The 23453-nt window shown below is 48.3% G+C and carries 23 protein-coding genes; 12 read left to right on the forward strand and 11 right to left on the reverse strand.

The annotated features are described in order from the left end of the window. The first annotated feature begins 125 nt into the window (after positions 1-125). The 7 genes from ffh to MoGM_RS07015 all read left to right on the forward strand — a co-directional run bounded on the left by ffh (position 126) and on the right by MoGM_RS07015 (position 5435). Positions 126-1469 carry a signal recognition particle protein gene (ffh, locus tag MoGM_RS06985; protein ID WP_104369390.1) on the forward strand — a complete coding sequence of 448 codons (1344 nt, stop codon included), beginning with the start codon at positions 126-128 and terminating at the stop codon, positions 1467-1469. Positions 1470-1609: 140 nt separating this feature from the next. Continuing rightward, positions 1610-2488, forward strand: a complete 879-nt coding sequence (folD, locus tag MoGM_RS06990; RefSeq protein WP_104369391.1) for a bifunctional methylenetetrahydrofolate dehydrogenase/methenyltetrahydrofolate cyclohydrolase FolD — start codon at positions 1610-1612, stop codon at positions 2486-2488. Continuing rightward, on the forward strand, positions 2488-2667 hold the full coding sequence (locus tag MoGM_RS06995; RefSeq protein WP_104369392.1) for a tetratricopeptide repeat protein: 180 nt from the start codon (positions 2488-2490) through the stop codon (positions 2665-2667). Before folD ends, MoGM_RS06995 begins: the two co-directional genes overlap by 1 nt. A gap of 68 nt (positions 2668-2735) precedes the next feature. After that, positions 2736-2969, forward strand: coding sequence for a 4Fe-4S binding protein (locus tag MoGM_RS07000; RefSeq protein WP_104369393.1), 234 nt, complete (start codon positions 2736-2738; stop codon positions 2967-2969). Positions 2970-2973: 4 nt separating this feature from the next. Further along, positions 2974-4062, forward strand: a complete 1089-nt coding sequence (locus MoGM_RS07005; protein ID WP_104369394.1) for a 3-methyl-2-oxobutanoate dehydrogenase subunit VorB — start codon at positions 2974-2976, stop codon at positions 4060-4062. Between the two features lie 8 nt (positions 4063-4070). Next, positions 4071-4832 (forward strand): thiamine pyrophosphate-dependent enzyme, encoded by a 762-nt coding sequence (locus MoGM_RS07010; protein ID WP_104369430.1) that lies wholly within the window; start codon positions 4071-4073, stop codon positions 4830-4832. Between the two features lie 60 nt (positions 4833-4892). After that, positions 4893-5435 carry a 2-oxoacid:acceptor oxidoreductase family protein gene (locus MoGM_RS07015; RefSeq protein WP_104369431.1) on the forward strand — a complete coding sequence of 181 codons (543 nt, stop codon included), beginning with the start codon at positions 4893-4895 and terminating at the stop codon, positions 5433-5435. A gap of 126 nt (positions 5436-5561) precedes the next feature. Here the strand turns inward: MoGM_RS07015 and cobC are convergent, their stop codons facing one another. Continuing rightward, a complete protein-coding gene (gene cobC, locus MoGM_RS07020; RefSeq protein WP_104369395.1) occupies positions 5562-6092 on the reverse strand; it encodes an alpha-ribazole phosphatase in 531 nt (176 codons plus the stop codon). A 286-nt stretch (positions 6093-6378) separates the two neighbouring features. Here cobC and fucO point away from each other — a divergent pair, with 286 nt between their 5' ends. Next, positions 6379-7533: a lactaldehyde reductase gene (gene fucO, locus MoGM_RS07025; RefSeq protein ID WP_104369396.1), complete on the forward strand. Its 1155-nt coding sequence runs from the start codon at positions 6379-6381 to the stop codon at positions 7531-7533. 254 nt (positions 7534-7787) lie between these two features. Here fucO and cobS read toward each other — a convergent pair whose 3' ends face one another. From cobS to MoGM_RS07040, 3 genes are read right to left on the reverse strand one after another with little or no spacing between them, the layout of a single operon-like run. Then, complete coding sequence (gene cobS / locus MoGM_RS07030; RefSeq protein WP_104369397.1) at positions 7788-8576, reverse strand: adenosylcobinamide-GDP ribazoletransferase; 789 nt, start codon at positions 8574-8576, stop codon at positions 7788-7790. After that, the gene (cobT, locus tag MoGM_RS07035) at positions 8551-9621 is read right to left on the reverse strand and encodes a nicotinate-nucleotide--dimethylbenzimidazole phosphoribosyltransferase (protein WP_104369398.1); all 1071 of its coding nucleotides are present in this window, start codon (positions 9619-9621) and stop codon (positions 8551-8553) included. The genes cobS and cobT overlap by 26 nt, the downstream gene beginning before the upstream one ends. Next, positions 9608-10159, reverse strand: coding sequence for a bifunctional adenosylcobinamide kinase/adenosylcobinamide-phosphate guanylyltransferase (locus MoGM_RS07040; RefSeq protein ID WP_104369399.1), 552 nt, complete (start codon positions 10157-10159; stop codon positions 9608-9610). Before MoGM_RS07040 ends, cobT begins: the two co-directional genes overlap by 14 nt. A gap of 239 nt (positions 10160-10398) precedes the next feature. Between MoGM_RS07040 and MoGM_RS07045 the strand changes: the two genes are divergently transcribed. Next, positions 10399-11544 carry an OmpA family protein gene (locus tag MoGM_RS07045; protein ID WP_104369400.1) on the forward strand — a complete coding sequence of 382 codons (1146 nt, stop codon included), beginning with the start codon at positions 10399-10401 and terminating at the stop codon, positions 11542-11544. Positions 11545-12238: 694 nt separating this feature from the next. Here the strand turns inward: MoGM_RS07045 and MoGM_RS07050 are convergent. The 7 genes from MoGM_RS07050 to ilvD form a co-directional block, all read right to left on the reverse strand. Further along, positions 12239-14632 carry a glycoside hydrolase family 2 TIM barrel-domain containing protein gene (locus tag MoGM_RS07050; protein ID WP_104369401.1) on the reverse strand — a complete coding sequence of 798 codons (2394 nt, stop codon included), beginning with the start codon at positions 14630-14632 and terminating at the stop codon, positions 12239-12241. Between the two features lie 186 nt (positions 14633-14818). Further along, on the reverse strand, positions 14819-15262 hold the full coding sequence (locus tag MoGM_RS07055) for an HIT family protein (RefSeq protein WP_255401893.1): 444 nt from the start codon (positions 15260-15262) through the stop codon (positions 14819-14821). 231 nt (positions 15263-15493) lie between these two features. Then, positions 15494-16543, reverse strand: a complete 1050-nt coding sequence (ilvC, locus tag MoGM_RS07060) for a ketol-acid reductoisomerase (RefSeq protein ID WP_104369403.1) — start codon at positions 16541-16543, stop codon at positions 15494-15496. Positions 16544-16660: 117 nt separating this feature from the next. Then, the gene (locus MoGM_RS07065) at positions 16661-17422 is read right to left on the reverse strand and encodes an acyl-[acyl-carrier-protein] thioesterase (protein WP_104369404.1); all 762 of its coding nucleotides are present in this window, start codon (positions 17420-17422) and stop codon (positions 16661-16663) included. Positions 17423-17431: 9 nt separating this feature from the next. After that, entirely contained in the window at positions 17432-17974 is a 543-nt protein-coding gene (gene ilvN, locus MoGM_RS07070) for an acetolactate synthase small subunit (RefSeq protein WP_104369405.1), read from the reverse strand. A gap of 5 nt (positions 17975-17979) precedes the next feature. Next, on the reverse strand, positions 17980-19695 hold the full coding sequence (ilvB, locus tag MoGM_RS07075; RefSeq protein ID WP_104369406.1) for a biosynthetic-type acetolactate synthase large subunit: 1716 nt from the start codon (positions 19693-19695) through the stop codon (positions 17980-17982). Positions 19696-19975: 280 nt separating this feature from the next. Further along, the gene (ilvD, locus tag MoGM_RS07085) at positions 19976-21775 is read right to left on the reverse strand and encodes a dihydroxy-acid dehydratase (protein WP_104369408.1); all 1800 of its coding nucleotides are present in this window, start codon (positions 21773-21775) and stop codon (positions 19976-19978) included. 441 nt (positions 21776-22216) lie between these two features. Here ilvD and MoGM_RS07090 point away from each other — a divergent pair, with 441 nt between their 5' ends. Genes MoGM_RS07090 through MoGM_RS07100 form a run of 3 tightly spaced genes read left to right on the forward strand, consistent with a single transcriptional unit; the run spans position 22217 to position 23401 of the window. Continuing rightward, the gene (locus MoGM_RS07090) at positions 22217-22714 is read left to right on the forward strand and encodes a sigma-70 family RNA polymerase sigma factor (protein ID WP_104369409.1); all 498 of its coding nucleotides are present in this window, start codon (positions 22217-22219) and stop codon (positions 22712-22714) included. After that, positions 22711-23025 (forward strand): hypothetical protein, encoded by a 315-nt coding sequence (locus MoGM_RS07095; protein WP_104369410.1) that lies wholly within the window; start codon positions 22711-22713, stop codon positions 23023-23025. The genes MoGM_RS07090 and MoGM_RS07095 overlap by 4 nt, the downstream gene beginning before the upstream one ends. Then, positions 23000-23401 (forward strand): hypothetical protein, encoded by a 402-nt coding sequence (locus tag MoGM_RS07100; protein ID WP_146078678.1) that lies wholly within the window; start codon positions 23000-23002, stop codon positions 23399-23401. The genes MoGM_RS07095 and MoGM_RS07100 overlap by 26 nt, the downstream gene beginning before the upstream one ends. Positions 23402-23453 lie beyond the last annotated feature (52 nt).

Below are 23453 nucleotides of genomic sequence, written 5' to 3' on the forward strand. Positions count from 1 at the left end.
GTAAATGTGCGCAATTTAAAAGACCGACGTTTTAAAATAGTTTAAAACACAGATAACATATTCGTTTTTTCTGATAATATAGCGTAATTTTGCAGAAAAAGCAATAATAAAGACACATTATATATATGTTTGAAAATTTAAGCGACAGACTTGAACGATCGTTCAAAATTCTCAAAGGCGAGGGAAAAATCACCGAAATCAATGTTGCGGAAACGCTGAAAGACGTGCGCAGGGCGCTGCTTGATGCCGACGTAAACTATAAAGTGGCCAAGACATTCACCGACACGGTTAAGAAAAAGGCTATGGGTATGAACGTGCTTACGGCCGTGAAACCGAGCCAGTTGATGGTAAAGATAGTGCACGATGAGTTGGCGGAACTTATGGGCGGAAAGGCGGTCGATATAAAAATCGAGGGCCGTCCGGCGATAATCCTGATGTCAGGACTGCAAGGTTCCGGAAAAACGACGTTCAGTGGTAAACTGGCCAACATGCTGAAAAACAAGAACCGCAAGAACCCTCTGCTCGTGGCTTGCGACGTGTATCGTCCGGCTGCTATCGAGCAGTTGAAGGTTGTGGGGCAGACAGTAGGTGTGCCGGTATACTCGGAACCTGAAAGCAAGAACGTGGTGGAGATTGCCGCCAATGCCATTCGTGAGGCCAAGGCCAAGGGACACGACGTGGTTATCATAGACACCGCCGGCCGGTTGGCTGTCGATGAGGAGATGATGGATGAAATCGAGAAACTGAAGAATGCCGTAAACCCCGATGAGACCCTTTTTGTTGTAGACTCGATGACGGGTCAGGACGCTGTGAACACGGCCAAGGAGTTCAACGACCGTCTCGATTTCGACGGAGTTGTGCTCACCAAACTCGACGGTGACACACGTGGCGGTGCGGCGCTTTCCATACGTACTGTTGTGACGAAGCCAATCAAGTTTGTCGGAACGGGTGAGAAAATGGAGGCTCTCGATGTGTTCCATCCCGAGCGTATGGCCGACCGTATTCTCGGAATGGGAGATATCGTCAGCCTGGTGGAGCGCGCGCAGGAGCAGTTTGACGAGAAACAGGCCAAGGAGCTGGAAAAGAAAATACGCAAGAACCAGTTTGACTTCAACGACTTCATGAGCCAGATACAGCAGATAAAGAAGATGGGTAACATCAAGGACCTGGCAGCAATGATTCCCGGTGTGGGCAAGGCTATTAAAGACGTTGATATAGACGATAACGCGTTCAAAGGCATCGAGGCCATCATCAACAGCATGACCCCGAAGGAGCGTTCCAATCCCGACATCATCAACCAAAGCCGCCGAATGCGCATAGCGAAAGGCTCGGGTACGAACATTCAGGAGGTAAACCGCCTGTTAAAACAGTTTGACCAGACAAGAAAGATGATGCGCATGGTCACCGGCACGTCCAACAGCAAGATGATGCAGATGGCAAACGCAATGAGAAAGATGAGGGGGATGTAAATGATGTAAATCTTAGTATAGGGAATCGAAGGAGTTAAAAGGAAACAGCCACAGGCCTCAGCCAGCGTATTGCTTTTAACTCCTTTGACTCAACAAGGAGAATACTATAACTCCCAACCCAAAATATAAATAAAAGAAATATGCGACTGATAGACGGAAAGGCTACCGCGGCCAAGATAAAGGAAGAGATAGCGGAGGAAGTGAAGGCAATAGTGGCTTCGGGAGGCAAACGCCCGCATCTGGCGGCAGTGCTTGTGGGTCACGACGGTGGCTCGGAGACATACGTGAAGAATAAGGTGCTGGCTTGTGAGGCTTGCGGATTCAAGTCTTCTCTGATACGGTTTGAAGACAATATCACGGAAGCTGAATTGCTCGAATGCGTCGACAGACTCAATAATGATGATGATGTGGACGGATTTATAGTGCAGTTGCCGCTTCCGAAGCATATTGATGAGCAGAAGATAATAGAGGCGATAGATTATCGTAAGGATGTGGACGGGTTTCATCCGATAAATGTCGGGCGGATGGCAATTGGCCTGCCGTGCTTCATTTCGGCCACTCCTCTTGGTATAATAACTCTCCTGAAAAGGTATGGGATAGAGACAAGCGGTAAAAAGTGTGTCATCCTCGGTCGCTCGAACATAGTGGGCAAACCCATGGCCCAGCTCATGATGCAGAAGCAGTATGGAGATGCCACGGTGACGGTATGTCACAGCAGGTCGCAAAACCTCAAGGAAGAGTGCAGGCAGGCGGACATTATCATAGCCGCCATCGGTCGTCCCGACTTCGTGACGGCGGACATGGTGAAAGAAGGAGCGGTAATTGTGGACGTGGGCACGACCCGTGTTCCGGATGCGACTCGCAAGAGCGGCTTCCGTCTCAACGGTGATGTTAAGTTTGACGAGGTGGCTTCTTTGTGCTCTTTCATAACTCCAGTACCCGGCGGTGTTGGCCCGATGACAATCTGTTCGCTGATGAAGAACACGTTGGCGGCAGGCAAGAAAGAGTATTACGGATAATGACGGCGCAGGAGTATTACCGTTTGGGAAACCGTTTCCGCCGTGAGGGCAACTGGCAGGAAGCCATCAACAATTATATTGCGGCAATAGCTCTCGACCCTGACAGCCCCGCTGTCGAGGCCAAGCGCATGCTCGAAGATATATTAAACTATTATAATAAGGATATGTATAATCCTTGATTCATCGTGGAGCTGACATGCAGTAAAAACCGTGATGGATATTCCTGTGATAACAAAAAGACTGATTTATGAGTAAGATTATTGGCGCTGTCGTGGTAGATACGGGACGTTGCAAAGGCTGTTCGCTATGTGTGGAGGCTTGTCCGAAAGACGTACTTGCCATGGCAAGCAAAGTGAATGTCAACGGATATCAATACGTTGAGGCGGTCGCTGCCGACGCATGTATCGGTTGCGCGTCGTGTGGCATAGTGTGTCCCGATGGATGCATAACCGTTTACAGGAAAAAAGTGGAGGAACAATAGAACTATGGCAGAACAGGAAGTGACACTGATGAAAGGTAACGAGGCGATAGCCCGTGCCGCAATCCGTTGCGGAGTCGACGGATATTTCGGTTATCCGATAACGCCGCAGAGTGAGATAATAGAGACGTTTGCGCTCGACAAGCCTTGGGAAACAACGGGTATGGTCGTGGTGCAGGCAGAGAGTGAGGTGGCGTCGATAAACATGGTATATGGAGCGGCGGGCGCGGGAAAGCGGGCGTTCACGTCTTCATCGAGTCCGGGTGTGGCTCTTATGCAGGAAGGCATTGCTTACATGGCGGGAGCGGAGATTCCCGGCGTGATTGTGAACGTGCAGCGCGGAGGCCCGGGACTGGGAACCATCCAGCCGTCGCAGAGCGATTATTTCCAGGCTACCCGTGGCGGTGGAAACGGTGATTACAATGTGATAGTGCTCGCTCCGGCGTCAGTACAGGAGATGGCCGACTTCGTGGAGCTTTCTTTCGATCTCGCTTTCAAATACCGTAATCCGGCAATGATACTCAGCGACGGTGTCATCGGGCAGATGATGGAGAAAGTGGTGTTGCCGCCATATAAGCCCCGTCGCACAGAGGAAGAGATACGGAAGGAATGTCCTTGGGCTACTATCGGACGGTCGAAAGACCGCAAGCCGAACATAATGACATCGCTTGAATTGAAGCCCGAGGTGATGGAAGAGCACAACATACACCTGCAAGAGAAGTATGCCGCAATCCGTGAGAACGAGGTCAGATACGAGACAATGCTTTGCGATGACGCCGATTATGTCATAGTGGCTTTCGGCAGTGCCGCGAGACTGGCACAGAAAGCTATCGGCATGGCCCGCGAGGAAGGGCTGAGGGTGGGGCTTTTCCGCCCTATAACCCTGTGGCCGTTCCCCGAAAAGGAGATTGCGGCGATGGCAAATGGTAAGAAAGGTGTGCTCGTGGTGGAGATAAATGCCGGCCAGATGGTGCAGGATGTGCGTCTGGCGGTTAATGGAGAGGTGCCGGTCGGGCACTACGGACGTCTCGGCGGAATAGTGCCGGAGCCTCATGAGATATTGGAAGCATTGAAGACAAAACTGACAGAACGATGAACAACGATATGACCAATCATATAATATCACCCGAAAATCTTGTATACAAGAAGCCGGAGCTGATGAATGACACACAGATGCATTATTGCCCTGGATGTAGCCACGGCGTGGTGCATAAACTTGTGGCTGAGGTAATAGAGGAAATGGGTATGGAAGAGAAGACCGTTGGAGTGTGCCCCGTGGGCTGCGCCGTGTTTGCCTACCGCTATCTTGACATCGACTGGCAGGAAGCCGCGCACGGACGGGCGCCGGCAGTGGCTACAGGCATAAAACGGCTGTGGCCGGACAGGCTCGTATTCACTTACCAGGGAGACGGCGACTTGGCGTGTATAGGTACTTGCGAGACGATACATGCCCTCAACAGAGGAGAGAATATCGTGATAATATTCATCAATAACGCAATATACGGAATGACGGGCGGACAGATGGCACCTACGACTCTGATGGGGCAGAAGACCTCCACATGTCCGTATGGTCGTGTGGCAGAGCTTCATGGATATCCTCTCAGGATAACCGAGATGGCCGCGCAACTTGAAGGAACGTGCTATGTGACACGCCAAAGCGTTGATACCGTGGCTTCGATACGTAGTGCCAAGCGTGCAATAAGAAAGGCGTTCGACGCTTCAATGGCGGGAAAGGGCAGCAGCCTTGTTGAGATAGTGTCTACCTGCAACAGCGGGTGGAAAATGTCTCCAGTGAAAGCCAATGAATGGATGCGCGAGAATATGTTTGAGTTCTATAAGAAAGGAGATTTGAAAGATACCATCTGATGAGTGCTTATCGGTGGCACGGCTATCGGTAAAAACTCCTTGATACATAAATATAGGAACATGGAAAAAGAGATAATAATAGCCGGTTTCGGCGGTCAGGGCGTGCTCTCAATGGGTAAGATACTGGCTTACTCGGGACTGATGGAAGATAAAGAGGTGACGTGGATGCCGGCTTACGGACCCGAGCAGAGGGGTGGAACGGCCAATGTGACGGTGATAGTGAGCGACGAGCGGATTTCATCACCGATACTGAGTACATACGATATAGCGATAGTGCTCAATCAACCGTCGCTCGACAAGTTTGAGGATAAAGTGAAACCGGGTGGCGTTCTTATTTATGATGGTTACGGGATAATAAACCCTCCGCGGCGTAAAGACATCACAGTATATCGAATTGATGCCATGGACAAGGCTGCGGAGATGAAGAACGGCAAGATATTCAATATGATTGTGCTCGGCGGACTGCTTGAAGTATGCCCTGTTGTGAGTCATGCTGGTATTGAAAAGGCACTATATAAGACGTTGCCTGAGCGTCATCACGGACTTATTCCGCTTAATATTCAGGCACTGAAAGCCGGAGCGGAGATAATAGTGAAAAATTGATTTGTATAAAAACAGGATTTGCGGGCGCGATGTTTCTTTATCGTTTACGATTTATTTGATAGAGAACGGTGCCTGCAAATTTTGTACATATACACAAACCGACTTCCCAAATACTTGTTGTAATCGTTAAACGCTGATTTTCATTATCCCTCCGTAAGGCACGAGGTGTTTGAAACAATCGTTCTTTGGAAACAATCCGCCATATATTCCGGCGCACATCATTACTCCGCCATGTGCAAAGACAGAGACACGTTTGTAGCTATTGAGGCGTATCTCATCAAGAAAAGCTGCCACACGGGCGTACAGCACAGGAAAGCTCTCGCCGTTTTTGGTAGCCGCATGCATGTAATCGTCGTACCATTCTTGCAGTTCCTTGTCTTTTATCTCATCGAATTTGCGCATCTCCCAGTCGCCCATGCTCATCTCTTTAAGCCTGTTGTCGATAGTGGGTGAGGGGTAGCCGCAGTATTCAGCCAGTTTGCGTGCTCTTGTGAGTGGTGATGAGAACACGGCGTCAAACTTTCCATATTCCATCAGATTCTTTTTGGTTACGGCCGCTTCTTGTTCGAACGTATCGTTAAGCGGTACGTCGGTGCGTCCGTAACATGTGCCTTTCGGCACGTTGACACTCGTATGTCTTATAAAGATTATATCCATATCGGTTTATTTTTTCTGAAAGTACAAAGATAAATGATTTTCGGGTAAACGGCAAGCTGCACTCCTTTTTATTTCCTAACCAAAAGTATAGAATACCGAATATTCTTCGTATATTTGCAGAAGATAGGCTGCGTCTCAGTAATTTGAAACAAATTTCATCACAATTCGACTTGCACTATCTTTGCAGAAGATAGGCTTCCCATTGGCAATTTAAGCGGTTTTGGTTGCTTCCGGTTTGCGCTATACAGGCAGAATATTATTCAATCTAAAACAATAAGTATTAATTATGGTAAACAGATTTATTTTAAACGAAGTTTCATATTTCGGACCCGGCGCACGAAAAGAATTGCCGAATGTTGTAAACCGCTTTGGATATAAGAAAGCGTTGGTCGTGACGGACAAAGGACTTATGAAGTTCGGAGTGGCTAAAATGGTGCTTGATGAACTTGACGCCGCCGGAATAGCATACGATATATTTGATGACGTGAAGCCTAATCCGACCGTGACAAACGTGAAAGAAGGTATCGGGGCGTGCAAGACAGCGGAAGCCGATTTTATAATAGCCATTGGCGGCGGATCTGCCATGGACACTGCAAAGGGCATCGGTATTGTGTGCAACAACCCTGAATTTTCCGACATTGTTTCTCTTGAAGGCGTGGCAGACACGAAGAAAAAGAGCCTTCCTATTATTGCCTTGCCAACAACGGCCGGCACGGCGGCGGAAACGACAATAAACTATGTGATAGTCGATGAGGAAAATCAGAAGAAGATGGTATGTGTCGATCCCAACGACATACCGGCTGTTGCCATTGTTGACGCGGAATTGATGTATTCGTTGCCCAAGGGGCTCACTGCTTCCACCGGAATGGACGCCATGACACATGCCATAGAAGGCTATATAACGAAAGCAGCGTGGGAGATGAGCGACATGTTTGAAATAAAGGCAATAGAGATGATCCACAAATACCTGCCGATAGCAGTCAACGAACCGGAAAATCCGGAGGGACGTAACGGTATGGCGGTGGCTCAGTATATCGCAGGTATGGCGTTCTCGAATGTTGGTCTCGGTGTGGATCACGGTATGGCTCATCCCATGAGCGCACTGCATGATGTGCCGCATGGTGTGGCTTGTGCCATACTTCTGCCCGCGGTGATGCGTTTCAATGCTCCTGCCGCAAAGGAAAAATATGTAGAGATTGCCAAGGCTTGCGGTGTGTATAAGGATGGAATGACGGTCGATCAGGCCGTTGAGGCTGCTTGCGAGGAGATTGCCAACCTGTCGAGAATAGTGGGAATACCGGCTCATCTGTCAGAACTCGGTATCAAAGAAGAGGATATTCCGGCACTTGCCGAACAGGCTATCAATGATGTTTGTACTCCCGGTAATCCGCGTGAGGTCACAAAGGAGGATATTATAGCACTGTACAAGTCTATCTTGTGATCGGCCTTTCCTTTGTGAGAAGAAGTTAAAGACAATGAGAATGAGGGATTTATTATCCGCATAGAGGTTTTCATGCGGTATTCCTCATTCTCATTTTTCCTTTTGGTTATTTGTTGAAAAACAGTAATAGTCGTTCTGCTTATTATTTTTTAGTATGTGTAAGTATACGGCTGATTGTTTTTTACAGTCCTGGTAATCCCCGAAACAGCCATATTATATACTTTGAGACAGGCATCAGGAATATTCGGTAATGACTAAATCATTCCTGCGACAGTGATATATATGCTCAGTTCGACAAGCAGAAACAACGCACCGCAGCAGTCACCGGTATATCCCTTCAGTTTGTTCCATATCATGAGATATAGGAAATACATGACGATGCACGGAGTGAACACAAGCAGTTGCCAGTCTATATGAACATACATAATATATATATATGCTGCAAGTGGCAATAAACCTTGTGCCGCCAGGCTCAGTGACGCGGTGACGTTCATTTTGCGATATACGGTCTTTGCTTTCGATTCTTCTTCCGTTCTGGCATAGGGCATCATCATTATAATCTGTCCGGCAATCATTTTAGCGTATGGATCGGCAGCAAGTATCGTGAACGCCGCAATTTTTGGAGGCATCGAATAGAGAGCGGCCGCAAGCAAGGCAATGTAAAGCACTATGCCCAGTACTCCGTAAGTACCTATACGTGAGTCTTTCATTATCTCGAGAATGCGTGCCTTGTTGCCGCCACCGCCGCCGAAGCCGTCGAAAAAGTCGCACAGGCCGTCTTCGTGTAGTGCTCCTGTGAGCAGTATACGGGAGGAAACAGCCATGATAATGGCGACGGGATAGGGTAGAAACATGCTTCCGAAATATAGAGTGGCGGCCATCACTGCCCCCGTTATCCATCCGGCAAGCGGCCAGTGTTCAACGACAGTGCGATAGCTTTCGTGTGGAGGTTGATGTATTCTCCATAGCGGAAGACGTGTGAAAAATATCATCGCAGCCCATATATTATCGTACCATTTAGAAGTATTTAGTGATATTCGCATTGTCAAAATTATTCATTTCATTGATCATTCTTACGGCACTCTCGATAATAGGGTAGGCGCATAATGCCCCGGTACCTTCGCCGAGACGCAGGCCGAGGTTCAGAAGAGGCTCCGCTTTGATGATGTCGAGCATCCGGCGGTGCCCGTTCTCGTCACCGCAGTGCCCGAATACCATGTATTCTTTTGCGGCAGGATAGAGCTTGATTGCAGCCACGGCGCAAGCCGTCATTATAAATCCGTCCACCATTATAATCATGTTCCTCTCGGCGGCACGCAGCATTGCGCCGATGGCTCCCACCATCTCGAATCCTCCGAAGTAGCGTATGGTGTTGATAGTCTCATTTGTATTGTTATTGTTTTCTGGCTGTGTGGCGTTCCATTTCCGGTAATTCGTCACCGAGGCTTTCAGTATCTCGCGTTTATGCCGTATGCCGTCGTCGGCAAGTCCGGCTCCCGCTCCTATGCATTCGTCAAGTGGAATATTACCGAAAATACTCATCCAAATGCTTGAAGGAGACGTGTTTGCAATACCCATTTCCCCCATACATATTATGTTGCATCCCTTGTCGGCGCATTCATCTGTCTGTTCCGCACCGATTTTGATTGCCTTTTTAAACTCTTCTTGGCTCATGGCCGGCTCATGCAGGAAGTTCTTTGTACCGTTTGTGATTTTGCGGTTGATGATTTCCGGATACTTGCTAAGATCATAATCGACACCGATATCGATGATGTTCAATTTAAATCCGTGTTGCCGGCAGAACATGTTTACGCCTCCGCCACCTTGCGTGAAGTTTATCATCTGCTGCCAGGTGATTTCTCTTGGTGATACGCTTACTTTCTCACGCTCGATGCCGTGGTCGCTGCCGAAGAGCAGATGGTGCGGTTTTTTGAGCGTTGGGCACAGTGATTGCTCTATCAGGCATATCTGTTCGGCGAGTGTTTCCAATCTCCCCAGAGATCCTTTGGGCTTGTTGAGATTATCTATCTTTTCGCGTATGTCGCCCAGCATGGATTTGTCGGGACTTTTTATGTTAAACTTTATCATCGTTGTCAGATTTTATTACCACAGGAATACCGCTTACCATAAGCACCACCTCGTCTGCCCGGCTTGCCACGTATTGGTTCATCCACCCTTCAAGGTCGGTAAACCGTCGCTGTATCGAGTTGTCGCTCACTCCTCCGCTTCCAATCTCGTTGGTGACAAATATAAACGTGGCGTCTTGCGCCGTAAACCTGTCAAACTCGGATTGTATTGCAGCCAGTGCCTCTTCGACCGATGGTTGTTCCCATTCGGCCTTGCTTCGTGAGAAGAAAAAGTTAGTACACCACAGCGTTATGCAATCGATTACCGCTACCCTTCCGCTTATGTTGTGGCGGCTAAGTTCTTTTTCCTCTTCTATATTAGTCCATTGGTCGCCGCGTCGCCGCTGGTGTATTTCCACACGTTTTCTGAACTCATCGTCCCATACATGTGCCGTAGCCATGTATACAGGGCTGTTACTGAGGCTCAAAGCCAGTTTTTCGGCATATTGGCTTTTTCCAGAGCGTTGTCCGCCCGTAATCATTATTATTCTTTTTTTCATTACCCGCAAAGTTAGCTTAAATATAAGAAACAAAGAATATAACCAATGTTTTTTTCATACTTTTTTACCATATAAGTGTAAAAAAAGAGATACCAAATGTTTTAATATCATGAATAATGACCTTTTGTGCAAATATTTACTTAAAAATTTGGTTGATGGTGGATTTTGTATTTACTTTGCAACGCAATCAAAGCAAAGAGAATAGTTAAATTAGAGTATTCATTAAAAACATTAGACGTATGAAAAAAGTAATTTTTACGCTTGCAATTGCAGCGTTGTCTGCACAAACAATGTCTGCTCAGACTGTTGAGGAGAGCAAATTGACAGACAACTGGTATATTGGAGTGAATGGAGGTCTTAATACAAAGACAAGTCACAACGCACTATTTAAGAATGTCAATCCTTCCGCAGGTCTGCGCATCGGTCGTAATCTCACTCCGGTATTCGGACTGGCAGCAGAAGGTGAGGTTTATTTCAACAACAAAGGAAGCGAGTTCCGTCCTCTCGGAACATTCGTTAAGGGTATGAACCTGTCGCTGCTCGGTACTACCAATTTCAGCAACTGGTTTGGCGGTTATCCGGGATCACCACGCGTATTTGAGGTAATCGGTGTATACGGTCTCGGTTGGGGACACGCTTTCCACACACAGAGTGTCCAGGGCATGGACGAGAACGTGCTCACATCTAAATTCGGTCTTGACTTCGCTTTCAACTTCGGAGCTGACAAAGAGTGGCAGGTTTATGTAGAGCCTAACATCACTTACGGCATGAATGCGGGTGACAAGATACAGTTTAACTCAAACCATTCGGCACTTGGTGTACTCGTAGGTGTGAACTATAAATTAGGTAACAGCAACGGTACTCACAACTTTAAGGTTGCCGAACTCCGTAATCAGTCGGAAATCGACGCTCTGAACTCAAAGATCAACGAACTTCGTGCTGACAACAGCAACAAAGACAACACTATCGGTAACAACAACAGAACAATTGCCGATCTCCAGTCTCAGCTTGCAGCGGCGAAGAACCAGAAACCGACAGTTGTGGTTAATGAGAACAAGAACGTTCTGCAGCCTACCGTAATCTTCCAGCAGGGCAAGAGCACGATCGACGCTGCTCAGTATGCAAGCATCTCAATGATTGCCACATATATGAAGAACCACAAGGAGGCTAAGATCCTTATCAAGGGTTACGCATCTCCCGAGGGTAGTCTCGAACTGAACCAGAGACTGTCTGAGGCTCGTGCAAACGCAGTTAAATCAGCTCTTATCAAGCGTTACAAGGTTTCTGCAAACCGTCTTTCTGTACAGGGTATGGGTGCTACCGACAAGTTGTTCGATGAGGTTGACTTCAACCGTGTGGTAACTTTCACTGACACTACGAAGTAATAGCAGACTGCTTTTTCAGAATAGGAAACAGACTTCCCCGCAATCAAAAATGGTTGCGGGGATATTTTTTTGTATTCTGCCGTTTTATGTGGATGAACGTTGAGTAGTCCTGATATTGGATATGCTGTGGGCTAATGGATTTGCCCATAGGTTTTGTGTGGTTTGAAGTTTAGGTTATTAATCATTTATTATAAAGCGCAGTTTGTTTTTATTGTTAGTCATAATGCTGAAAAAATCAGACAAACGATCGTTTATATTTCGATTGTTTTGAAAAAACAAATCCTATGACCGAAAATATCGGCGTATTTTCAATGTTTGCGCAACCGGCTGTTTGTCAGTCTGATATGCCGGTTTGGCCGGAAAATGTTTCCAAACAGATCTGACCCTCATTGCTGTTTTTTTATAACAAGCGTCTTATTGGTCTGCATTTAGACGCTCGATGCATTGCGTTTAGCAATCAATTGGAAGCCAACGGGCGGCTAAACGTCTTGCAATAACGTGCCAATTGCGTTCCATCGAGCGTCTGAATGCAAAAAAGCCGATTTCCCACTAATTTAGGGAGATCGGCTTATCGTGTTGTATATCGTGATTTGTATGGTGCAAATCGACTTAGATTGAGTAAAAACAAAGTGTTAAATTTGTGACTTTATTATTACAACCGATTTGATTTGCGTGCCCATTTTCCGTCATCGGCTCAGATAGTCTTTATGTCTATCGACTTGGATATGTTCCGTTGTTTGTCTTTTACGGTGAGTGTCATCGTTCCTGCCGTTTTATTGCTGCGTACTATGACGACAAGCTGGCCGGCAAAGAGTTTCATGGTCGGCTTGGTGAACGGTTCGAGCGATGTGGCGTCGCCATTGCAGGCAGCCTGAAATGCTCCGCAGCCTTCCACCTCGAATGTCAGTCGGTCTGCTCCATCGGGTACGATGTTTCCGTCTTTATCGCACAGACTGACTGTGACAAAAGCCATGTCATCTCCGTCGGCAGAGATGTTTGTGCGGTCGGCTTTCAGTGTTAATTCGGTCGGCTTGCCGGCTGTGCGTCTCGTGTCGCGGCCCGTTTCCCTGCCTTCTGCGTCGTAGGTGACGACAGTAATTTCGCCGGGTTCGTATACCACATCATTCCATCTCAGTCGGTAGCGGTCGAGGCGGCTATCCTTATTCTTGCGCACACGTCCTTGACTTTTGCCGTTTACAAACAGCTCGCCTTCAGTCCCGTCTGTATAACAGTATACGGGAGTTACTTTTCCCTCTCGGCCGGGCCATGTCCAGTGTGGTAACAGGTGGGTGGTGTGTTTCTTTGTGTTCCACTTGCTGCGATACAGGTAGTAGCGGTCTTTCGGCAGTCCGGCAAGGTCGCATATACCGAAATAGCTGCTGCGGCTCGGCCAGTATTCGTCATAGGGTGTAGGTTCGCCAAGATAGTCGTATCCCGTCCACACGAACTCACCTATCACTTGCGGGTAGTCGTCTTGCCAGCGCCAGTCATCGTCAGGCAGATTGCTCCACGGGCAGTATTCTGTGTCGTAGCCGCTGCATTGACCGTCGGCGTATGTCCTGTTTGATGCCACTTCTACCGGAAATTTATATACGCCGCGGCTGCTGACGGTAGACGCCGTCTCACTTCCGAGCAGGAAACCTTGCGGTAACTCTTTCAGTCCTTTGTCATATTTGTGCAGCCGGTAGTTAAAGCCAGGTACGTCCATCACTTGAGCGAACCCGGTCTTCATGGCGTTGTCAACCCTGTCCATTCCCTGGGTCACCGGGCGGGTGGGGTCAAGTCTGTGGCAGATGTCTTGAAGATTTTTGGCCATCGTGGTTCCGCCTTTCATGCCTTGCTCCGGAATTTCGTTGCCTATGCTCCACATCACGATAGACGGGTGGTTACGGTGGTTGCGCACGAGATTTGCCATGTCTTTCTCCGCCCACTCGTCAAAGAAGCGCGCGTATCCGTTCTTGCACTTGGGATATTTCCACATGTCGAAACTTTCTGCCATTACCATCATGCCAAGTGAGTCGCAGATGTCCATCTGCATTTTGGAAGGCATGTTGTGTGCCGTGCGTATGGCATCGCAACCCATTTCCTTCATCATCTTTATCTGTCGGATTAGTGCGGCCTTGTTCACTGCCGCTCCGAGTGGACCGAGGTCGTGATGCAGGCATACTCCTTTTATCTTTCTGGTTACCCCGTTTAGTTGGAAGCCGCCTTCTTTCGTCACGCTTACTGTGCGTATTCCTACATTGACAGTCTGCTCGTCTATCAATTTATGGTCCTTATACAGTTTCGTGACGAGCTTGTAGAGATACGGTTTCTCGGGCGACCAAAGATTTGGCTTCTTTATATCGAGCACAGTGCGGACATCTCCCGATGGTGTGTTTTCGCAGTGGCTTTCGGCTATGATGTATCCTTTTGCGTTGTGTAACGCTATGTTTATTCCTATGTTTTCGCCTTTCAGGTCTCCCGAGACCTTGGTGTCCACTTCCACTTCTGCGTAGTTTTTGTCGGCTTTGGCTGTGCGGGCAAATGTCTCGAATGTATCAAACCTCGCCTTACCGGTGAGAACGAGGGTCACAGGGCGGTATATTCCACCTCCTGGATACCATCTGCTGCTTTCCTCGACATTGTTAAGATCTACCTCAATCGTATTCTCACCGCTCTTTATATATGGGGTGACATCGATGTTGAAGGCATTGTATCCGTATGCCCAATAGCCGGCCTGCTTACCGTTTATCTTTACGTTCGGCTCGCTCATGGCACCGTCGAATATCAGTTCGGCGTGGCTGTATCCGCTCGGTATGCTTACTGTTGTCTTGTAGTGGCCTTTGCCAATCCATGGCAGAGAACCCGAGCGACCTGATTTTTCTGTTTTCTCCTTCTCTCCGTTCTGTACGATCGCCACCGTCTGTAAGTCCCATTTCTTATCGAATGGGCCGCTGATGGCCCAGTCGTGCGGCACTCTTACTTCTTGCCACTGTGCTTTGTCGCGAGAAAACAACCAGCCTTCGCTTAGCGTTATCTCTTGTCGTTGCTGTGCGAAAGCGACCCCGGCGAGTGACAATCCGAATAAAATAAGTCTTTTTCTCATCGCTGTTTTTGGTATGATTAAGTTTTAAGTAATTAAAAAGAAATATGTTTTTAAATAATATCCGCCTATAATAAATCGGAGGAGGACGGAACTCATTTTCCTGGCCAATGATGAGTGGGAACAGAAAATGCCGAATCCGTGCTTCTTCCGGTTTATTATAGTGTTGCCATAAGGGGCTTGCTACGATTATAATTCCTTGCGTAGCTTCTCTGCCATGTCGTTATATTCACCGTCGGTGAGGTATACTTCTTTAGGGTTCATGCGGAATACCCCACCGAAGTCGGGACCTCCCTTATATTTGGGGATGAGGTGGAAGTGGAGATGTTCGAGCGTGTCTGAGTATGCTCCGTAATTGATTTTATCGGGATTGAACACTTTTTGCATCGCTCTCGTCACTTTGGCCACGTCTGCCATGAACGCATTGCGATCTTCATCGCTAAGCAGGTTCAGGTCGTCTATGTGGTCTTTATATGCAACGAGGCACCGGCCGTGGTATGTCTGTTCCTTAAATATAAATACGCGCGAAACGTCCAGCTTCGCAATCTCAATCATAAGACTGTGCAATGTATCGTTGTTTTGGCAATACAGGCACTCTTTAGGATCACTTTTCATTTTGTATTTTTGTTTTATTGGTTAGTGTTTTGATTATTGCAAAATTACTAATAAAATCTGTAAATGGCGAACGAATGTATATAAAAACAGGGAATTGTCCTTACGGCAATTCCCTGTGATTATTATTATAATCCGGAAAAGGATTGTATTTCATGTCATAATGCCGGGATATTACGGTTTGCTCCTGTCAAATAAACTTTAAGCGCAAATGATGCTTTATCCCGTAATGCCATGATGTTATTGTGCGGTTCAGTCGGCACAGTTTTCCGGACGGAGTTGACGCACTGTCTCGGCTGCACGCCACATTTCCATGTTACGCATAGCTTCGAGTTCCTTGTTGAGTCCGTCGCGGTAGTCGGCTTTCGAGTTGCTGTCGATGGAAATCTGTGCCTCGTTGCCGGTCTTTACAGAGTAATACAGCCACTGCATCACCGGTTTGATAGCGTCGCGGAAGCGCGGTGCCCAGTCTAATGCGCCGCGTTGTGCCGTTGTGGAGCAGTTGGCGTACATCCAGTCCATGCCTTTCTGTGCGAACAATGGCATCAGGCTCTGTGTAAGCTCCTCCACTGTCTCGTTGAAAGCCTCCGACGGTGAGTGCCCGTTCTCACGGAGCACTTCATACTGTGCTTCAAGCAGTCCTTCTATAGCTCCCATCAGCGAGCCGCGTTCACCTGTAAGGTCGGAGGTTGCCTCGCGTTGGAAAGTGGTTTTAAACATATATCCCGCTCCTATACCTATACCGAACGCTATTGTTTTCTCCTCTGCGTTGCCGGATGCGTCCTGATATACGGCGTACGAGCAGTTAAGGCCGCGGCCTTCAAGGAACATTGTACGCAAAGATGTACCCGAACCCTTCGGTGCTACAAGAATTACATCTATGTCTGCTGGTGGTACCACGCCAGTGCGGTCGCTCCAGTTGATTGCGAATCCGTGAGAGTAATATAGTGTCTTGCCCGGTGTGAGGTATTGCTTTATTGTCGGCCAAGCCTGAATTTGTCCGGCGTCTGAAAGAAGCATGCAGATAATTGTGCCCTTCTGTGCGGCCTCTTCGATAGAGAACAGTGTCTCACCGGGCACCCATCCGTCGGCGACAGCCTTGTCGTATGTTTTTCCGGCACGCTGTCCCACAATCACGTTAAATCCGTTGTCGCGCAGGTTGCAGGCCTGTCCGGGACCTTGGATGCCATAACCAATGACGGCTATTGTCTCGTTTTTCAATACTTCACGCGCTTTTTCCAATGAAAATTCTTTGTTGGTGACAACTGTCTCGATAACGCCACCAAAATTCATCTCTGCCATAATATATAAGTTTTTTGTTATACGACCTTGCGAAAGACCGCCTGTTGTTAAATTGTCTGTTGTTATTAAATAGAGTTGCAAAAGTATAAAATTAAAGCGTAAACTCCAAATTTACTTTCATATTTTTGCAAAAACGACTTTGCTTCTGCACACTTCGATATTTTTGTCGCTTTCTTTTTCAATCTTGACAATGCGTATGTTCCATTCGTTTTCGCCTGCCGTTTCGCGATAGAAAGCCAGCCTGTCGCCTCCGTGGCTCTCTGCGACGTAGGCTATTTCGAACCTCTTTATCCGGTATTCCTTATACCAATCAATGTCAAATAGGTCGAGAACATGTTCTATGTACTTCACCGAATTGATGTGTCCGTTTACGTCCACATCATTGTAATGTGTGTCAATCGTAGCCACATGCTCGGCATTGTCGCTCATTTTCACACGCGAGCTTTTATCGATCGGGCACTCCTTGCCTGGCTCTATCCACCCGTTTATCTCGCCGTCGCGTTCAGCCAGTATGTCTTGCGGTTGCCGTGTGCGTGTGTCTATCATTGCCCACACGCTGCGGCCGTATCCGAATACATGGCCGTTTTCGTCCGCAATGCGGAAGTTTCGGTTGGTGAAATATTTCATTGCGCTTTCCACCCATGTCTCGACATTGAATTTGGTGTATTGTGCCGGCATTTCATTCATCTCGATGGCAAGGCGTGACAATACCCATGTCTTGTGCACTTTGTTCAGATACGCCATGCCGAAGCCACGGTCTGAAGAGTGGAAGTCGGCGGCGTTCAGCAGATGATTACCAAGATGTCCCATAAAGAGCCGGTGCGAAAAGTCGCAGTGAAACGGCTCGGCCATGAACGAATATATTCCTGTTTTTTCCATTTCCAATATTTATCTTCCAGCCTGTTCTCTTTCCTTGAGATATTCGCAAACCTCTTCCTGTATGCTTCTTGTCACGGCAATGCGCCCCGAGCGTGTGTATTGCAGCACGCAACCGAAAGCGTTAAGGGCTTCATACAGGCTTAGAATATCTTCCGTAAGTCCGCTTTTCGTCACTATCACATAAGTCGGATTGACCTCTGTTATGGTGGCCTCGTGTTTTCTTATCGTTCTCGATACTTCCGGATTGTCGAGCACTGTGGCCGTGGCAAGTTTGTATAGAGCCGTCTCACGGATGAAAAGCTCTTCGTCGGTGCAGTATATGGCTTTTACCACATCGATTTTTTTCTCTATCTGTTTTGTTATTTTCGTTATCAGGTTTTCGGTGCTCCACGCTGTGATTGTGTACTTGTGAAGTCCCGTTATGCTGGAAGCCGATACGTTGAGACTCTCTATGTTCACCTGCCTGCGGGTGAATACGGCCGTTATCTGGTTCAGTATTCCGGCTATGTTCTCTGAGTATACCAGCAGTGTATAAAGTTTCTTTTCTTCCATTTCTCTTAGATATTTACGTCCAACATCATCTCGTCGACAGTCTTTCCTGGAGGTGTCATGGGCAATACGTTGTCGTCTTCCTTTATGGCGCATTCGAGCAGGTATGGACCTTTTGCGGATAGCATATCCCTTACAGCGTCAGCAAGTTCATGACGGTCGCTTATCCTTCTGTATCCTATTCCGTAGGCTTCGGCAATCCGTTCATAGCAAGGATTGAGCATTCTGGTGAAAGATTGCCGCCTGTCGAAGAACATATCCTGCCACTGTCGTACGTTACCGAGATAGTTGTTGTTCAGCATAATCATCTTTACGGGTATCTGTTGCTCCATTATCGTGCCCAGTTCCTGTATGCTCATCTGATAGCCTCCGTCACCGGTGAAGACGCATACCGTGCGCCCGGGTGAGCCGAAAGAGGCTCCGATGGCGGCCGGAATTCCAAATCCCATCGTTCCGAGACCGCCGCTTGTCACAATAGAACGTTTGTTATTGTATTTGAAGTATCGACTTGCGAAAAGTTGGTTTTGGCCTACGTCAGTAACGAGTATGGCATTGCCTTCTGTCGCTTCGGCAACGGCATTCACAACCTCGCCCATAAGGAGCGGACCTTCCTCTGGTTGTATCGCCGGTTTTATCACGTTGTTTGTCTCCCGTTCTTTGAGCGGTTCGAAACTGTCGCACCATTCTTTGTGGCTGTTTTCCTGCAACAGCCGTGTGATTGCCGGCAGTGTTTCCTTGCAGTCTCCAACAACGGCCACATCGGTTTTTATGCACTTGTCGATTTCTGATATGTCTATGTCGAGATGTATGATTTTCGCCTGCTTTGCGTATGTGGCCGGATTTCCTGTCACACGGTCGCTGAACCGCATGCCGATGGCTATCAGCACGTCGCATTCCTGCTCTTTGATATTGGGGGCCAGGTTGCCGTGCATGCCGAGCATGCCCATGTTGAGCTTGTGATTTGTAGGTAGTGCCGACAGGCCGAGCAGTGTACGTGCGGCCGGGATGTCGGCTTTTTCAATAAATTCTATAAGCTCGTTGTGCGCATTGCCCAACTCAACGCCTTGTCCTACCAGTGCCAACGGTCGTTCGGCATTGTTTATCAGTGCGGCAGCCTCGGTGATGGCGTTGCTGTCAGGTTTGGGATATGGCATATAACTGCGCACATAATCCACGTGGGCCGGCTGCCATTCCGTTGTCTCTATCTGCGCGTTTTTGGCGAAGTCGAGTACCACAGGGCCGGGACGTCCCGAGCGGGCGATGTAGAATGCCCTGCTCACAGCCCATGCGATATCTTCGGCCCTGCGTATCTGATAGCTCCATTTCGATATGGGTTGAGCCAGACCCACAAGGTCTACTTCCTGAAAAGCGTCTGTGCCGAGCACTCCGACGCCTACTTGTCCGGCTATAACTACAATCGGTGTAGAGTCCATCATGGCATCGGCCACACCCGTGAGGGTGTTGGTTGCCCCTGGACCGCTCGTCACAAGTGTAACTCCCACCTTCCCGCTTACTCTCGCATACCCTTGTGCCGCATGTGCGGCGGCCTGTTCGTGGCGTACCAGAATATGGTCGAACGCCTTCTTTTCGCCTCTCGTATAGTCATAAAGTGCATCGTATACGGGCATGATAGAACCGCCGGGATAACCAAAGATGGTTTTCACTCCCTCGATTTGGAGTGCCCGCATCAGCGCTTCCGCTCCTGTTATAATCTCTTTTGGCATTTGTTTTTACTTATGTTGTTCTATTCGGAAATTAAAGGAGTTATCACTCGCAAGCTCGCTCTGGAGTTAAAGGACAATACTCTTTTATTGGAAGTTAAGGTAGTTATCGTAGGCTACGCCAACTCGGGAGTTAAAGACATTACTTTGTTACGTGTAAATTTCATTGTACGTCCTGTTCTTTTTACGGAAGAGAAAGGAGCGACCAATAGTATTGTCCTTTAACTTCATTAACTTCCTTGACTTCTTTAACTTCTACGTCAATTTCCTTAATTTCTCTTTATTAAATCATTCTCACTCCGCCCTTGTCTGCTGAGCTTACGCTCTTGGCATACGCCCGAAGAGCTTTTGATACCTCACGTTTCCTGGTCAGAGGCTGCTGAGGCCGTGCGTGCAGTTCCTCATCACTCAACTTCACGTTGATAGAACGTGAGGGTATATCTATTTCTATTATATCTCCGTCTTTTATCTTGCCGATGTTTCCTCCTGCAGCCGCTTCGGGCGAGATGTGGCCGATGCTCAGTCCGCTCGTTCCGCCTGAGAAGCGTCCGTCTGTAATAAGGGCGCACTCTTTGCCCAAGTGCATGCTTTTAATATATGAGGTGGGGTATAGCATTTCCTGCATACCGGGGCCTCCTTTTGGTCCTTCGTTTGTGATTACCACGCAGTCTCCGCTCTTTATCCGTCCGCCGAGAATGCCCTCGCATGCGGCTTCCTGAGAGTCGAACACACGTGCCGGTCCGCTGAAATGCCACAGGCTCTTGTCCACTCCCGCAGTTTTTACCACACATCCGTCTTGTGCTATGTTACCGAAAAGCACTGCCAGCCCGCCGTCTTTGGTGTAGGCGTGCTCCAAATCGCGTATGCACCCGTTCTCACGGTCGGTGTCGAGCGTGCCCCACTGTGCGTCCTGGCTGCCCATCTTTGTCGAGAAGTGTCCTCCCGGCGCACTTTGGTATATCCTGTCGGCCTCGGGGTCGGTGCCGCCTGTCGTGATGTCGTACTTTTCCAGTTGCTCGCCGAGCGTCTTTCCGTCTATGCGCATGGTGCTCCCGTCTATCAGTCCGCCCTTGTAAAGCTCGTTCATGATACCGAGAATGCCACCCGCACGGCCGCACTCCTGCACGCTGTACTTCTGCGTGTTAGGGGCCAGTTTGCACAGGCATGGCACACGGCGGCTCAACTCGTCGATGTCTTTCATCGTGAACTCGGTGCCGGCTTCCTGCGCCACTGCCAGCAGGTGCAGCACGGTGTTGGTACTTCCGCCCATCGCTATGTCGAGAGCCATGGCGTTAAGAAAAGCCTGTCGTGTGGCAATCGAGCGCGGCAATACGCTTTCATCTCCGTCCTCATAGTATGCCATCGCATTTTTGACAATCTGCCGTGCGGCGTCTTTGAACAGTTGTATGCGGTTTTTATGTGTGGCTAATATCGTGCCGTTGCCCGGCAGCGACAGTCCGATGGCTTCTGTGAGAGAGTTCATAGAGTTTGCGGTGAACATTCCCGAGCAGCTTCCGCAGCCCGGACATGCACAACCCTCGATCTCGGCCATCTCGTCGTCGCTCACCGACGTGTCGGCACCTTTCACCATTGCCGTGATGAGGTCGGCGTTCTCGCCGCGCCATTTGCCTGCTTCCATTGGACCGCCGGAGCAGAATACCGTTGGGATGTTGAGCCGCATGGATGCCATCAGCATTCCCGGTGTCACCTTGTCGCAGTTTGAGATACATATCATTGCGTCCGCCTTGTGTGCGTTCACCATATATTCCACCGAGTCCGCTATTATGTCGCGGCTTGGCAGTGAGTAGAGCATGCCGTCGTGTCCCATCGCTATTCCGTCGTCGATGGCTATCGTATTGAACTCGGCCGCATAGCAACCCATTGCCTCTATCTCTTGTTTTACTATCTGTCCTATTTCATGAAGGTGCGTGTGTCCTGGCACAAACTGCGTGAACGAGTTCACGACGGCTATGATAGGTTTGCCGAATTGCTCCCGTTTCATTCCTGTTGCTACCCATAGCGCACGGGCACCGGCCATTCTTCTTCCTTCCGTGCATACTGCACTTCTCAGTTTATTTTTCATGCGATTAAAATTTATTGCAAAGGTAATCTATTTATTGATAACGGCCAACGAATTAATCTTTAATTTTATTTATTTGTGTCAATCCGTAACTAATATAATGTGTTTTGTGAGTATTTGAAATGAAATGTTGCGCTTTTGCGTCTGAATGTGCGAAACAGACTATGCTCCGTATACTGAAATGTATAGTGGCAAGGTTTTGTTTTTGCATGCTTTTCGGTATGAGGCGTAATAAATATGACACTTGCGTAATGTTAAATTTGGTTTAAAGTCTATGCTGTAGATGTATATTATTAAATAAACATGTTAACTTTATGATAGTTAATTCAGAGAGATGACGATGCTTGTGGTCTTGTTTTCGCATGAGATGTTTACATATCGGTGGAATTTTTTTTCGTTTTTTTTACTTAACATCGTGCTCCTCTTTGCGTATTAAATACGGATATGACAACAATAGAGTTTGAACATATAGCCGAAAAGCTGCGTCTGCGACTGGTGAAAGTGGAACGTGAGTTCTTTGCCGATGACGACAAGGCAGAGGATATTGCTCAGGAGATACTTACACGGTTGTGGATAATGCGGGACAGGGTAAATGTGCAACTCGGGGTTGAGGCGCTTGCCGTGCGCATGGCTAAAAATCTATGTGTGAGCGAGTGGCGCAGGCAGAAAGCCCACAGGACGGTGCCGGTGGACGAGAGGATGTCTGTGGACAACAGGCCGACGGCACCTGTGGAGGCGAAAGACGGCGAGATGGTTTTAAACCGTGCACTTGCCGGTCTCACCAAATCTGAGCTACGCCTTTACAGGATGAGGCATGAGGCGGATATGGACATACAGCAGATATCGGCTGCCACGGGAATAGGAGCGCGCTCCGTGAGCGCCATGCTCAGCACTGCAAGACGCAAACTTTTTGAAACTATAAAGAGAGGAGGCTACTTATGAAAGATATAGAACTACTTACGAACCGTTTTCTGGCGGGTGAGACAACGAGGGAAGAAGAACGCCGGTTGTACGACCTTCTGAAAGGAGACGGTGTCACGGCGGAGCAGAAGATGCTGCGTGACATTATCCGTCCTGCGGTTGACGAGCCTGACACGGACGCTTGGCTCATGGAAGATATGACCGATGAGTACGACAGGGTGGTAGCCGGTCGCCGCCGCCGTCATCGCTTTCGTGTTCTTGGCTGGTGTGAAGTTCGGCGGGCGAGAGGACTGCAATATACCCGTTGTGGCAAAGGTGGAGGCAAATCGTAATTCTAAGGCAGGGTTGCCACCTGTCGGGCCTGCCATAATAAAGGAGCGGCCGGGCTTGCAAGAGGTGGTGGAACCCACGGTGGAGAAAGATGTTGAATTGCCAGTGGTGTCGCAACCGGATATTGCCGAGCTGGATTTGCTCGCGTCCTCTGCCGATGAAAAGATTATAAACGCCGACATGACACTCTCCGACAGCCTTACGGACATAATAGAACGGATAGAGCGGGGACTCGAAAACGTGAGTGACAGTGTGTATATCGCACGTGTGGAAGAGCTTATCGAGAGCGACTCGCGGTTGCAAAGGTTGATGAGAAGGGTGCTTGTCGACAAGATAACGAGAGACAATCAAGACTATGAAGCATACGGGCATTGGTGAGCATACGTATGGCGTGAGTGGTATTACAGTATAATATTAATGTATAAATAAA

It is taken from the genome of Prevotella sp. MGM1, assembly GCF_002933775.1.
Classification (GTDB): Bacteria; Bacteroidota; Bacteroidia; order Bacteroidales; family Bacteroidaceae; genus Prevotella.